The sequence below is a fragment of the Paenibacillus sp. R-74696 genome (assembly GCF_055814915.1).
In genome coordinates this window covers 597384-611127 of the sequence record NZ_JBPULM010000045.1, presented here as the reverse complement: position 1 = coordinate 611127, position 13744 = coordinate 597384, and the positions used below count along the sequence as shown (strand labels likewise).

Below are 13744 nucleotides of genomic sequence, written 5' to 3'. Positions count from 1 at the left end.
TCTTGTGTACAATCAATTTGTCTGTTACAGGCAGAATCATAAGCATTTACGCTTAAATATATGGTTTCAATTAGGAGGCAGGGGTGGCTTATGTCTACCGAAACTTATTCATTACCAAGCACTCAGCCGCTCACGGACGCCTATGTTAACCTAACGGACTCAAGGCTTGAGTCCTTGTTTGGCTATCATCCGGGTCGCAAGGGCGATTGGGAGCTACGTGCCAAGCGGCTTGCTGAATCAGCGGGCACAAGGGCGGATGCTGCGTCAGTCGCAGCTGTGCTGCGTGATTACAATAGCAAATGGAAGGCTGCGCCCGAGGCGTTTGCTGCCATTGATGCGATTGCGGAAGGCGCGCCAGTTATCGTTGGCGGCCAGCAGGCTGGACTATGGTCTGGACCACTTCTCGTTATACATAAAGCCGTATCAATTATCGGCGCAGCCCGCCATGCCGAGCAGTTGCTGGGAAGAAAGGTCGCTGCCGTATTTTGGATTGCTGGAGAGGATCATGACTGGGACGAAGCGAATCATGCCTATGTGCTTACTGCTGACCAAGGGCTGCGCAAGCTGGCGGCTGCGCGTCCGGAAGGGGCAAGAACATCGGTTAGCCGAACGGCCATTGATTCAGGTACATGGGCTGAGCTGCTAACCGAGCTGGAGCAGGCGCTGCCTAATTCCGATTTTAAGCCGGAAATTCTACAGCAGCTGGGACAAATTACGGAGCAAGCGCAATCGTTATCGGAAATGTTTGCAGGTGTAATCAGCTGTTTGCTGAGCAAGCATGGCCTCGTTATTATGGATGCTGATGATCCGCAGCTGCGCCAGCTTGAGGCTCCTATGTTCGAGAAGCTGATCACTTACAACGACGAGCTGGAGCAGGCGTATACAGCTGCAGCCAATCAAGTGAAGGAGTTTGGCTATCCGCTGCAGGTTGATGTAACGCCTGGAAGCTCTAATCTGTTTGTTTTCCAGACAGATAAAGGCCAGGAGCGGACCCTGCTTTATAAACAGGAAGGAAGCTTCCAGAGCCGCAAGGGCGAATATTCGCTAACGAAGGAGCAATTGCTGGACATGGCGGGGCAGCAGCCGGAGCAGCTCAGCAACAATGTGCTGACACGCCCGCTGATGCAGGATTATTTGTTTCCGGTGCTTGGGACGGTGCTTGGCGCTGCGGAAATTGCTTATTGGGCGATTACTGGAGAAGCTTTCCGCAAGCTGGATATGGAAATGCCGATTGTATTGCCACGCCTATCCTTTACGCTCGTAGAAGGTACAGTAGCCAAGCATATGGGCAAGTACGAGTTGACGCTCGAGGATGTGGCATTGCGCTTCGAGGAGCGCAAGCACCAGTGGCTGGCTGAGCAGGATCAGCTGTCCATTGACGAGAAGTTTGCCACAGCGAAGCAGGCGTTTGAAGATTTGTATGCGCCGCTGCTTGACCTTGCTGCTTCAGTACAGCCGGGCCTTGCCAAGCTTGGCGATACGAACCGTCAGAAAATCATCGAGCAGATCACGTTTCTTGAGACGCGCACGAAGGATGCCCATGAGAAGCAGTACGAAGCGGCTATTCGCCAGCTGGACCGCATTGCGCTGTCCTTGTGGCCAAGCGGAAAACCGCAGGAGCGGGTGCTGAATATGACCGCTTATTGGAACCGTTACGGAACCTCGTGGCTCGACAAGCTGCTGGAAGCTCCTTTTTCCCCGCTAGGCGGTCATCAAATCATTTATTTATAAACTTAAATTTGGAGGATGAATGAACAAATGAGCACAATGGATAAAAGCATTATTCGCGATATTAAGCTTGCCCCGGAAGGGCATTTGAAAATTGACTGGGTTAGCGCCCATATGCCGGTGCTTTCGAGCATTCGCGAGCAATTTGAGAAGGAACAGCCATTCAAAGGCTTGAAAGTATCGATTGCGCTGCATTTGGAAGCGAAAACGGCTTATTTGGCTAAAGTCGTAAAGGCTGGCGGAGCGGAAGTTACAATTGCGGGCAGCAACCCGCTGTCCACTCAGGATGACATTTGTGCGGCGCTCGTAGAAGACGGCATTACTGTTTTTGCAAAGCATAATCCTAGCCCGGAAGAGTATAATGAGCTGATTATTAAAGCGATCGAATCGAAGCCGGATCTTATTATTGACGACGGCGGAGAGCTGATTACGCTGCTGCACAAAGATCGTCCGGATCTGCGTGAAAATCTTCGTGGCGGCGCGGAAGAAACGACGACGGGCATCATTCGTCTGAAAGCAATGGAGAAGGATGGCACGCTGCAGCTTCCAATGGTTGCGGTTAATGATGCCTACTGCAAATACTTGTTCGACAACCGTTATGGCACTGGTCAATCGGTATTTGACTCGCTGAACAAAACGACGAACCTCGTTATTGCTGGCAAAACCGTCGTCGTTGTAGGCTACGGCTGGTGCGGCAAAGGCGTAGCTATGCGTGCCAAAGGACTTGGCGCCAAAGTTGTCGTAACGGAAGTGGACGCGATTCGTGCGGTTGAAGCACATATGGACGGCTTCACTGTGCTGCCGATGATGGAAGCGGTCAAGCTTGGCGATGTGTTTATTACGGTAACAGGCAACCGCGATAACATTCGCGGCGAGCACTACAAGGTGATGAAGGGTGGCGCGATTTTGGCGAACGCCGGACATTTTGATGTGGAGTTCAATATTCCGGAGCTTAAGGCGCTTTCTACTAATGTGCGCACAGTTCGCAACAACATTGAGGAGTATCAACTGGAGGATGGCAGAAGCATTTATGTCATTGCCAAAGGACGCCTTGTCAACTTGGCAGCCGGCGATGGCCACCCGGCAGAAATTATGGATACGACGTTTGCGCTTCAAGCACTGTCGCTCCGTTATGTGAATGAGCAATATAAAGCACTGGGCAAAAAAGTAGTTAATTTGCCTTATGAGCTGGACGAAAGCGTAGCACGCATCAAGCTGGAATCGCTGGGTATCAGCATCGATACGCTTACAGCAGAGCAAATAGCTTATCAGGATAGCTGGAACGTTTAATCCCGGCCCCTTGTTGTATAGCAACAGAGAAATAGAGGAATAGAGGAACAGCCGCTATTGCCGCTTAAACGCGGTAGCAGCGGCTGTTGTTGTTTCCCAATGAGCAACCTTTTGTCAAAATTTACGTCTAGGACGGTAAATAGAGCAAAGGGGGCCATTTTTATGAACAAAATAGAGAAAACAAAATGGAGAATGAAAGAGAGTGCAAAAGAAGGCAGCTTAAATAAAAAAATCATTTTACTGCCGGCATCGCTCATGCTGGCTATTATGCTGCTGCTGTCGGCCTGCTCGTCTGCAAACAGCGATTATGCATCTGAAGGGGAAATGAGCAGAGCCGAGACTTCTAGCGAGCAGCTTCAAAATCAGAGCAGCAGCTCAGCCGCAAGTGATGGCGCGGCTGCTTCTACTGAAGCGGGCTCCGCTGCCGACAATAAAGCATTGACAGATGCGTCTACAGACAGCTTAATTGACAGCATGGCCATAGGCGGAGAAGCTTTTAACCAAAAGCTGATCTATACGGCGACCATGACGATGGAGGTTGCCGATTATGAAGCGGCGGCCCAGCAGCTGCGTAATGCCATCCATCAGGCTGGCGGGTACATTCTTGCTTTTCAGGATGGGCAGTATGGCAATGAGCAGGGGGCGAACTATACGATTAAGGTGCCGGCTCAAGGGTTTATGCCATTTGTGGAGCGGCTGGAGGGAATCGAGAACAAGCATCTGGAGCGCGAGCTGAAAGGAACCGATGTGACGGAGGAATACGTCGATCTGGAAGCGAGGCTGAAGGCAAAGCAGGTGGTGGAGCAAAGGCTTCTTTCCTTCATGGATAAAGCGCAAAAAGCGGATGATCTGGTCAAGTTTTCGCAGCAGCTTGCAAAGGTTCAGGAGGAAATTGAACAAATCAAAGGGCGTACACGCTATTTGGACAAAAATGTAGCTTTTTCCACGATTGAGCTGAGGCTGTATCAGCCTATCGATAGCACGATCAAGACGGACAAGGAAGAGAAATCGCTTGGCGGCAAGATGCTGGCGTCCTTTAAAACAAGCTATGAAGGAACCTGGAACGTCATTCAAGGGCTGCTCGTCTTCCTCGCAGGAGCGCTTCCCGCACTCGTTATTCCAGTCATTATTGGACTTGTAATATGGTGGTTTGTACGTCGTACCCGCGCCAAAACTCCGCCTGCAAAGCCGGAGCAGGAGCAGCAATAAAGGGCATCAAGCTTGCTTTCCTTGCTGGATACGAAGGGTAAGATGAAAATTTATTAATAAGGTCAAACATTTTAACAAAATCCTGCTCCTATGAGCAGGATTTTATTGTTGTATGGCGAATTACACTATGTTATGTGGGGGAAAGTGGAGCAAAGTGGGGAATAAGGGAGAGAGGGTGGAGGCGATCTTATGTTCATGGGCGAATATCAGCACAGCGTTGATGACAAAGGTCGGCTTATCGTACCAGCCAAATTCCGTGATTCACTAGGTGCTTCCTTTATTGCCACCCGCGGTCTCGACAACTGCTTGTTTGTTTATCCAATGAGCGAATGGACCGTACTTGAGCAGAAGCTCAAATCGCTTCCGCTCATGAAGGCGGATGCTAGGGCATTCACCCGGTTCTTTTTCTCCGGGGCAACCGAATGCGAGCTGGATAAACAGGGAAGGGTAAACTTGCCGGGACATCTTAGAGAATATGCAAAAATTGACAAGGATTGTATGGTTCTGGGGGTTTCAAGCAGGGTAGAAATATGGAGCAAGGCGGTCTGGGACGGCTACTATGCAGAGTCCGAGCAAACCTTTAATGAAATTGCCGAGAAGTTGGTCGATTTTGACTTTAACTTTTAAACGGGCGATTTCGAAAACTTGCTAATGATGGAACTGGGCTACCATGACTAGACAACAAGAACGGGAGGGCAATTGCGTGTTTCAGCATGTAACAGTACTTATGGAGGAAGCGGTTGACGGCCTGGCCATTAAGCCGGACGGCATTTACGTCGATTGCACGCTCGGCGGGGCGGGACACAGTGAACGCATTGCGTCGAGTTTGGGCGAGGGAGGACGGTTAATCGCTTTTGATCAGGATGATATTGCGCTGAACCACGCAAAGATCAGGCTTGCACCGTATTTGGATAAAGTAACACTTGTGAAGAGTAATTTCCGGTATTTGGAACAAATGCTGCTCACCTGCGACGTACCAGTTGTGGACGGCGTACCTCAAGTCGATGGCATCCTGTTTGACCTTGGTGTTTCGAGCCCTCAGCTTGATGAGGCAGAGCGCGGCTTTAGCTACAATCATGACGCGCCGCTCGATATGCGGATGGATCAAGGTGGTGCCATGACCGCTCATGAAATTGTCAACACCTGGGATGAACGTGAAATATCACGGATTCTTACCCATTATGGCGAGGAGAAGTTTGCCAGATCCATCGCCAGGACGATTATCAAGACGAGGGACAGCAAGCCGATTGAGACAACTGGAGAGCTTGTGGAGCTCATCAAGCTATCCATCCCTGCTGCGGCTAGACGCACGGGCGGGCATCCTGCGAAACGTACATTTCAGGCGTTGCGCATTGCGGTGAATGATGAACTTCGGGCAGAGGAAGAAGCTTTGGCACAGGCGATTCGCTGTCTGAATCCAGGGGGCCGGGCGGCTGTTATTACGTTTCATTCCCTTGAGGATCGAATCTGCAAGCAACTATTTGCGAGCCTTTTAGAAAAATGCACTTGTCCGCCGGATTTTCCGAAATGTGTATGCGGCGGCACAGGAAAGCTTCGGTTAGTAAACCGCAAGCCGATCGTTCCGAGTGAGCAGGAGCTGGAGTCCAATCCACGAGCTCGTTCGGCCAAGCTGCGAATCGCAGAAAAATTGTGAGACCTTGAGGAGGTTCTGGAGTGGCCTATACGAATGGAAATTTGGCTCTGCAGCCTAAGAGAAAGCCTGAGCAGAAGCCAGCAATTAAGCAAAACAAACGGGTGGTCGTCAAAAGAAAAACGTTAACGATGCAGGAAAAGCTGCTGTACCTGTTTACCGTAATTGCTTGCGTGCTTGTTGCAGGCGTTATTATTTTCAGGTATGCCGAAATTTATAAAATGAGTGTGGAAATTAAACATGTGACCAGTGAATATGAAGCGGTGAACGTCGAACTGAAAGAGCTGAAGAAGCAGGTTGAAATGTTGAGCGATCCGGAGTTTATTCGGAAAATGGCGGAAAGCCAGGGGATGGTCAACAATTATCAGCCAGGCATAACCGTTAATACAGGCAAAGAGGAATCGGCTACTGCAATGGGTGAGTAAGGAGGACGTATGGTAAAACGAATCAGAATGCGCACGCTGTTTTTTGGAGGGGTAATTACCCTCCTTTTTCTTATTCTAATTGGTAGAATTTTCTATGTTCAGGTAGTTGATAGAGACACTTGGTATACGATGGCAAAAGAACGCTGGGCTGATTCGGAGACTTTAGTAGCGAATAGGGGGACCATTACGGATCGCAATGACAATGTGCTGGCGATGGATGCACTTGCGTATAATGTGGCTGTCAGTCCGAAGCAGATTGATAGTTTGGGCATTGCCGATGAGGTCGTAGAAGGGCTGAATGCGATTTTGAACAAGCCGCAGGATGAGCTGCGAAAAATCGTAACCGCGCAAAACGATAAAGGCGAATATTACGCGCAGCGCGAAATTCGCGACGGCGGCTGGAATATCGATAAATCGGTGGCCGATAAAATCAAGGAGCTGCGGGATGAGCTAAAGAAAGAAAGCAAAGTAAATGACGTTGGCATTTATTTATATGATGATCAAAAACGCTATTATCCTCGCAACACAATGGCATCCCAACTGCTAGGCTACGTAGATAAGGATGGCAAAGCGCTCGCGGGCATCGAGTCCTTTTTCAATGACAAGCTGCAGGGCAAGAATGGCGAAATCAAGTATGAGAAGGATGGCAAGCGTGTTCAGCTAGCAGAAGGCGACGTCGTCTACGAGCCCGTCGTAGATGGGCAGGATATTACGCTGACGCTGGATAATGAAATTCAGCATTATGTAGAGGACGCGATCAAGCAAGTAGCGGATAAATATCAGCCTAAAAGCATCACGGCTATAGCTGCTGACCCTAATACGATGGAAATTCTCGCAATGGCGAATTATCCGACCTTTAATCCGAATACGTATTGGGATACGAACTTTGAAAATGCGTACAACCACGCGATCAAGTCCTTGTACGAGCCTGGTTCAACGTTCAAAATTGTAACGCTGGCCGCTGCGGTGGAAGAAGGGCTGTTCGAACCGAATGCGACCTTTCAATCCGGTAGCATTAATGTGCCAGGTAGTCCCGTCCGTGATTCCAACCGGGTAGGCTGGGGGAAAATCTCTTATTTGGACGGCTTGAAGCATTCCAGTAACGTCGCTTTCGTTAAGCTGGGCTGGCAAATGCTCGGCGGAGAGAAGCTGGTTGATTATATTAATCGCTTCGGCTTCGGGCAGCCGACAGGCATTCAGCTGGGTAATGAATCAAAGGGCGTCAACAATATCAATTTGAGCATTCCCAGTGATATTGCACGGGCATCGTTCGGACAAGGTCCCGTATCCGTGACGCCGATTCAACAAATTGCTGCAGTGGCAGCAGTAGCAAATGGCGGTAATTTAATGCAGCCGCAAATTATTAAGCAAATTTACAATCCGAATACGAATACAACCCAGAAGTTTGAGCCGAAGGTTGTACGCAGGGTAATTTCCGAGGATACGTCTAAGAAGGTAGGCGAATATTTGGAGCAGGTTGTATCCGACCAAGTAAACGGAACCGGCCGCAATGCCTACATTGAGGGCTACCGTGTAGCAGGTAAAACCGGTACGGCACAAAAAATTATTAATGGGAAATATTCCAAAAATAAATATGTTGTTTCGTTTATTGGCTACGCACCGGTTGAAAATCCGAAGGTCGTCGTCTATATCGTCGTCGATGAGCCTAATGATCCGCTTGCGGGCGGGGGTACGGTTGCCGCTCCAGCCTTTAAGGAGATCGTCTATAAAACTTTGCGCCATATGGGCATCCTGCCGGAAAACGCGTCGGAGGAAGCGACGACTGATAAAAAGACGCCAACCATTCAGCTGCCGGATGTCACGGAAATGAATTTGTCGCAGGCGCAGACTGAGCTTAAAGCGCGCAATGTAATGTTTGAGGTCGTTGGAACCGGGACCACGGTAGTCAAACAGGTTCCGGCAGCAGGGGAAAACATCGCTCCCACCCAGCGCGTTTATCTCGTTACCGAGCAGCAGGACAAGCTAACGATTCCCGATATGACGGGGCTGTCACTCCGTGATGCTTTGGAGGTTGCTTCACTGATGAATGTGCAGCTGCTGGCAGAAGGCGAAGGCTTCATTATTTCCCAGAAGGAAGACAAGCAGGGAGATAAGCGGATTTTGCGTGTACAGCTTTCGCCGCCTACTGGAGCAGAGGGGGCTATCACGGCAGAGGAAGCATTGGAAAATGCGAATGCACAGAATGAAGCTGAGTCTGATACGGAAGAAGAGGCCTCCTCAGGCAGCTCCATGCAGGATGATGTTGAGGATACAGGAGAAATTCAGGAGCAATAGAATATTCAGCAACGACTGGCATGGGCTAGTAAGGGTAGTATAAGGGACAGGTCAGAGGCTTGTTCTATCTCCTCCGCCGAATGAATAGGCTGGGAATGAGCGTCAGTGTACGCTCTGCCTTAAGCAAAGGGCGGAGGAGGAGCAAGCGATGAAAGTATCAAATGTGACGGTGCGCCGTCGATTGTTTATGGTGCTGATTTTTGGAGTCATTGCATTTGCCGCTTTAGGTGCGCGGCTAGGGTATGTCCAGCTTTGGCAAGGCAGCGAGCTGGCGGCCAAGGCGGAAAACTCATGGCGCAGGGACATTCCCTATATGGCGAAGCGGGGAGAAATTTGGGACCGTAACGGCGTCAAGCTGACTTACAATGTAACCTCGCCTACCATTTGGGCGATTCCTGCGCAAATTAAAGACAAGCGGGCGACGGCTGATGCGCTCGCACCGCTGCTGGATATGACGGCAGATGAGCTGTATGGCAAAATCAATACGAAAAAATCAATGCTCGTCCAGCTTCGTCCCGGCGGCCGCAAAATGACGCTGGAGAAGGCGCAGCAGGTGCGGGAGCTTGCGCTTCCTGGCATTGTTGCCGCCGAGGACAATAAGCGTTTCTATCCCTTTGGCAGTTTGGCGGCACATGTGCTAGGCTTTACAGGCATAGACAACCAAGGACTGACGGGTGTGGAAGCGAAGTATAATGACGAGCTTAGCGGCATTCAAGGGAATGTCTCTTTTCTGTCGGATGCGCGCGGCAGGCAGATGCCGAATTCCTCGGATACGTATGTGGAGCCGAAGGAAGGGCTGACGATGCAGCTGACGATCGACAAGCAAATTCAAGCGATTATGGAGCGAGAGCTGGACCAAGCGATGGCGCAGCACCAGCCCGACCAGATTATGGCCATTGCGATGAATCCGAAAAATGGTGAAATATTGGGGATGGCAAGCCGCCCGACCTATGAGCCGGATAAGTACAAGGAAGTCGCGTCCGAAGTGTACAATCGGAATTTGCCGATTTGGATGACCTATGAGCCGGGTTCTACGTTTAAAATTATTACGCTCGCGGCAGCTATTGAAGAAAAGAAGGTTAACCTGAACAATGAGCGTTTCTATGATCCGGGTGCAATTGAAGTTGGAGGCGCAAGGCTTCGCTGCTGGAAGAAGGGCGGCCATGGCAGCCAGACTTTTCTGGAAGTTGTCGAGAACTCCTGCAACCCGGGCTTTGTGACGCTTGGGCAGCGGCTGGGCAAAGATAAGCTGTTCGAATATATTAAAAATTTTGGCTTTGGCACAAAAACGGGCATTGATATTGGCGGCGAGGAAAACGGCATTATGTTTAAGCTGAGCAGGGTTGGGCCAGTGGAGCTGGCGACGACCGCTTTCGGTCAAGGGGTGTCGGTTACGCCCATTCAACAAATTACCGCTGTCTCGGCTGCTATTAATGGCGGTACGCTGTACAAGCCGCATGTGGTGAAGGGCTGGATTAATCCAGATACCGGGGAGACGGTGGAAACCGTAGAGCCGGAGGCGGTGCGAACGGTCATTTCTGAGGAAACGTCGAAGGCGGTTCGGGAAGCGCTGGAAAGTGTCGTAGCGAAAGGAACCGGACGAAATGCGTTTATTGATGGCTACCGCGTTGGCGGCAAGACCGGTACGGCGCAAAAGGTCGTGAACGGCAAATATTCGCCAAACGAGCATATCGTTTCCTTTATCGGCTTTGCCCCAGCGGATGATCCGGAAATCGTCATCTATGTAGCGGTCGATAATCCGCAAGGGATCCAATTCGGGGGCCTCGTTGCGGCGCCGATCGTCCGCAATATGATGGAGGATGCATTGACGGTATTGCAGGTGCCGCAAAGGGAAAAGCAGATTGGAAAAGTATACAAATACGGAGAGACCCCAATTGTGACTGTACCTAATCTGATCGGCAAGACGGTGTCCGATATTTATGAGGATTTGAATATGAACTTCAACTTAAGCTCGGCGGGAACGGGGCAGACGGTTATTCGTCAGGCGCCTGCTGCCGGCACGCGGGTAGATCGCGGTTCTACGATTCGCATCTATTTGGGCGACGAGGAAGATATATCACATACGCATTGACTATACGGGTAGACATAATAAATAATAATGAAGGACATCATGCTCGGTCAGGCAGCAGGGCTTCAGGTTTGCCGAGTGATGGGAGGAGAAGATAGGCATATGAAATTAAGCGAATTGGCAAGCAGATTAATCACTTCCAAGCTAATTGGCAGCGGTGATATAGAGATTACAGCCATGGAGACGGATTCACGTGCGGCACAGGCGGGCAGCTTGTTTATTTGTTTGCCGGGCCATACGGTGGATGGGCATGACTTTGCTCCGCAAGCGGCGGAGCGCGGGGCGTCTGCCTTTGTAGTCGAGCGCGAGCTGCCGCATATTGCGGCTCCGCAGCTCGTTGTAGGGAGCAGCCGCCATGCGATGGCGGTGCTTGCGGACTATTTTTACAAGCAGCCAAGCAGCTCCTTGCATTTGATCGGGGTTACCGGCACGAATGGAAAGACGACGACAACGTATTTAATTGAGCAAATTTTGAATGATCAGCAAAAGCCGGCAGGTGTTATCGGTACAGTGGAGCGGCGTTATGCAGGGATAACCGAGCCGATGTCCGGCACGACGCCGGAAGCGCTCCAGCTTCAGCGTTATTTGGCGGAGATGCGTGACGCCGGCACGCAATATTGCGCGCTGGAAGTGTCCTCCCATGCGCTGGAGCAGGGCCGGGTGAAGGGCTGCCGCTTCCGCACGGCAATTTTCACGAACCTGACGCAGGATCATCTGGATTATCACGGCACGATGGAGCGTTATGCTGAAGCGAAGGGGCTTTTCTTCTCGCGGCTTGGCAATGTGTATGCTAGTGAAGAGGCGGAGCGCTCCTATGCGGTGCTCAATGCGGATGACCCAGCCTCGGAGGCTTTTGCAAAAGGGACAGCTGCGGATACCATTATGTACGGCATTGATCATGAGGCGGATGTCCGTGCCTCGCGTATTCAAATTACGGCGCAAGGCACGTCCTTCCATGTCGACACCTTCGCGGGCAGCGCGGATATTACGCTCAAGATGGTCGGCAAGTTTAATGTGTATAATGCGCTTGCGGCCATTAGTGCGGCATTGATTGAAGGCATAGCGATTGAGCAGATCAAGGCCAGTCTGGAAAAAATGGCCGGTGTGCCGGGGCGCGTGGAATCGGTAAGCGTCGGTCAGAACTTTGCCGTTATCGTGGACTACGCTCATACGCCGGATGGACTCGACAATGTGCTGCGCGCGGTCAAGGAGCTAGCGCCGCCACGCATCATTTGCGTATTCGGCTGCGGAGGCGACCGCGACCGGACGAAGCGTCCGATTATGGGCGCCATTGCTGCCAAATACAGCGATTATGCGATTATTACCTCGGATAATCCGCGTACGGAAGACCCTGAGCTCATTTTGCGGGACGTGGAAACCGGGCTTTTGCAGGGTGGTGTGGACAAGAGCCGCTATGAGCTGCTCGTTGATCGACATGCCGCTATTGAAAAAGCGGTTGAAATGGCAAGCCCTGGCGATGTAGTATTGATTGCGGGGAAAGGTCATGAAACCTATCAAATTATCGGAGGCGTTACGCATCCGTTTGATGACCGATTAGTTGCGAAAGAAGCGATAAGGGGATTATTACATTGATTAGACGTACGCTGGAACAAATAGGCGGCATGTGCAAGGCGGAGTGGAACCCGGCTGATTCCGCCGTTGCCATCATTGGCGCAGGAACCGATTCTCGTAAAATTACAGCGGGGCAGCTCTTCGTGCCGCTGGTGGGAGATAAATTCAATGGGCATGACTATGTGAGCCAGGCGATCAAGGATGGGGCTGCCGCTGCGCTGTGGCAGCGCGGCCAGGCTATTCCGCCGGAGCTCGCAGACGCCCCTCTGCTTTTGGTCGATGATACACTTGCAGCGCTTCAAGCGCTTGCCAGTGCCTATCGCACCGAGCTTGCAGGACTGCGCGTTGTGGGTATTACAGGCAGCAACGGAAAAACGACAACGAAGGATATGGTTGCCGCAGTTCTCGGCACCTCGCTTCGCGTGCACAAAACGGCAGGCAACCTGAACAATCATATCGGGCTGCCGCTGATGGTGCTGGAGCTGGATGAGCAGACGGAGGTAGCCGTGCTGGAGATGGGTATGAGCGGCTTTGGTGAAATTGAGCTGCTGACGCAAATTGCGAGGCCTGATGCTGCCATCATTACGAATATTGGCGATGCGCATATGCTTCAATTGGGCTCGCGCGAAGGCATCGCGAAAGCGAAGCTGGAAATCGTTTCCGGCTTGCAGCCCGGTGGCCTGCTGCTGTATAACGGTGATGAGCCGCTGCTCGCCTCCGGTCTTGGCGCTGCGGCGCTTCCAGCTGGCGCGAGATTGGAAGCTTTTGGCCTGATGGACGGAAACCAGTGGACAGCTGCGAATATGAATATAGACGCGGTATCGGCAGCCTTCGAGCTGAAAGACGGAAGCGCCAGCGCGCAAGCCCATGCAGTGGTGCCGGAATCGGCTGTAACAGCCGAAACAGCTGAAGGGGAAAGCTATGCCATTCCTGTGCCGGGCAAGCATAATGTCAGCAACGCGCTGGCAGCTATAGCCATTGGCCATCATTTTGGCATCTCTGGGGAGCGGATTCGCCAGGGATTGTCCAGCCTGCAGCTGACAGGCATGCGGATTCAGCCGGTAAAAGCTTTTAATGGCGCCATGATTTTGAATGATGCGTATAACGCGAATCCGACTGCGGTAAGGGCGGCCATTGATTTGCTGGAGAGCGTAAGCGGCTTCCGCAAAAAATGGATCGTGCTTGGCGATATGCTTGAGCTAGGACCGGATGAGGAGCAGCTTCACTATGAGACGGGCGCCTTCATTACGCCAGCGAAAGCGGATGCCGTGCTTACTTGCGGGCAGCTGTCGCGTCACACGTCGCGCGGCGTGAAGAGCAGCTTTGGCGCTGCGGCTGATGCAGCGGACATTATTCATTTTGAAGAGAAGGAAAAGCTGGCGGAGTGGCTCAAACAGCAGCTGCAGCCTGCGGATATTGTGCTGGTTAAAGGCTCGCGCGGTATGCGTATGGAACAGATTGTCCAAGCTTTAGAGGTGGGGTGAG

10 protein-coding genes are annotated in these 13744 nt (G+C 51.5%); all 10 read left to right on the top strand.

Going from position 1 to position 13744, the window contains the following annotated elements; translation table 11 throughout:
• Positions 1 to 90 precede the first annotated feature (90 nt).
• The 10 genes from bshC (at position 91) to ACSR9A_RS22915 (ending at position 13743) form a co-directional block, all read left to right on the top strand.
• Entirely contained in the window at positions 91 to 1731 is a 1641-nt protein-coding gene (gene bshC, locus ACSR9A_RS22960) for a bacillithiol biosynthesis cysteine-adding enzyme BshC (protein ID WP_473759698.1), read from the top strand.
• Positions 1732 to 1758: 27 nt separating this feature from the next.
• A complete protein-coding gene (locus ACSR9A_RS22955; RefSeq protein WP_341282176.1) occupies positions 1759 to 3018 on the top strand; it encodes an adenosylhomocysteinase in 1260 nt (419 codons plus the stop codon).
• Between the two features lie 162 nt (positions 3019 to 3180).
• Positions 3181 to 4227, top strand: coding sequence for a DUF4349 domain-containing protein (locus tag ACSR9A_RS22950; protein ID WP_473759696.1), 1047 nt, complete (start codon positions 3181 to 3183; stop codon positions 4225 to 4227).
• A gap of 189 nt (positions 4228 to 4416) precedes the next feature.
• Complete coding sequence (mraZ, locus tag ACSR9A_RS22945; protein WP_046230405.1) at positions 4417 to 4854, top strand: division/cell wall cluster transcriptional repressor MraZ; 438 nt, start codon at positions 4417 to 4419, stop codon at positions 4852 to 4854.
• A 76-nt stretch (positions 4855 to 4930) separates the two neighbouring features.
• Entirely contained in the window at positions 4931 to 5881 is a 951-nt protein-coding gene (gene rsmH, locus ACSR9A_RS22940) for a 16S rRNA (cytosine(1402)-N(4))-methyltransferase RsmH (RefSeq protein ID WP_473759694.1), read from the top strand.
• Between the two features lie 20 nt (positions 5882 to 5901).
• Complete coding sequence (gene ftsL2 / locus ACSR9A_RS22935) at positions 5902 to 6303, top strand: cell division protein FtsL (protein WP_341282179.1); 402 nt, start codon at positions 5902 to 5904, stop codon at positions 6301 to 6303.
• A 9-nt stretch (positions 6304 to 6312) separates the two neighbouring features.
• Complete coding sequence (locus ACSR9A_RS22930; RefSeq protein ID WP_473759692.1) at positions 6313 to 8598, top strand: penicillin-binding transpeptidase domain-containing protein; 2286 nt, start codon at positions 6313 to 6315, stop codon at positions 8596 to 8598.
• Between the two features lie 148 nt (positions 8599 to 8746).
• Positions 8747 to 10690, top strand: a complete 1944-nt coding sequence (locus ACSR9A_RS22925; RefSeq protein WP_473759691.1) for a stage V sporulation protein D — start codon at positions 8747 to 8749, stop codon at positions 10688 to 10690.
• 99 nt (positions 10691 to 10789) lie between these two features.
• On the top strand, positions 10790 to 12280 hold the full coding sequence (locus tag ACSR9A_RS22920; RefSeq protein ID WP_473759689.1) for a UDP-N-acetylmuramoyl-L-alanyl-D-glutamate--2,6-diaminopimelate ligase: 1491 nt from the start codon (positions 10790 to 10792) through the stop codon (positions 12278 to 12280).
• Positions 12277 to 13743, top strand: coding sequence for a UDP-N-acetylmuramoyl-tripeptide--D-alanyl-D-alanine ligase (locus tag ACSR9A_RS22915; RefSeq protein WP_473759687.1), 1467 nt, complete (start codon positions 12277 to 12279; stop codon positions 13741 to 13743). The genes ACSR9A_RS22920 and ACSR9A_RS22915 overlap by 4 nt, the downstream gene beginning before the upstream one ends.
• The last annotated feature ends 1 nt before the right edge of the window (position 13744 follow it).

What these genes read in the sequence shown, in the direction of transcription:
- bshC (WP_473759698.1), top strand. Translation starts at nt 91, where the DNA reads ATGTCTACCGAAACTTATTCATTACCAAGCACTCAGCCGCTCACGGAC.
- ACSR9A_RS22955 (WP_341282176.1), top strand. Translation starts at nt 1,759, where the DNA reads ATGAGCACAATGGATAAAAGCATTATTCGCGATATTAAGCTTGCCCCG.
- ACSR9A_RS22950 (WP_473759696.1), top strand. Translation starts at nt 3,181, where the DNA reads ATGAACAAAATAGAGAAAACAAAATGGAGAATGAAAGAGAGTGCAAAA.
- mraZ (WP_046230405.1), top strand. Translation starts at nt 4,417, where the DNA reads ATGTTCATGGGCGAATATCAGCACAGCGTTGATGACAAAGGTCGGCTT.
- ACSR9A_RS22930 (WP_473759692.1), top strand. Translation starts at nt 6,313, where the DNA reads ATGGTAAAACGAATCAGAATGCGCACGCTGTTTTTTGGAGGGGTAATT.
- ACSR9A_RS22925 (WP_473759691.1), top strand. Translation starts at nt 8,747, where the DNA reads ATGAAAGTATCAAATGTGACGGTGCGCCGTCGATTGTTTATGGTGCTG.
- ACSR9A_RS22920 (WP_473759689.1), top strand. Translation starts at nt 10,790, where the DNA reads ATGAAATTAAGCGAATTGGCAAGCAGATTAATCACTTCCAAGCTAATT.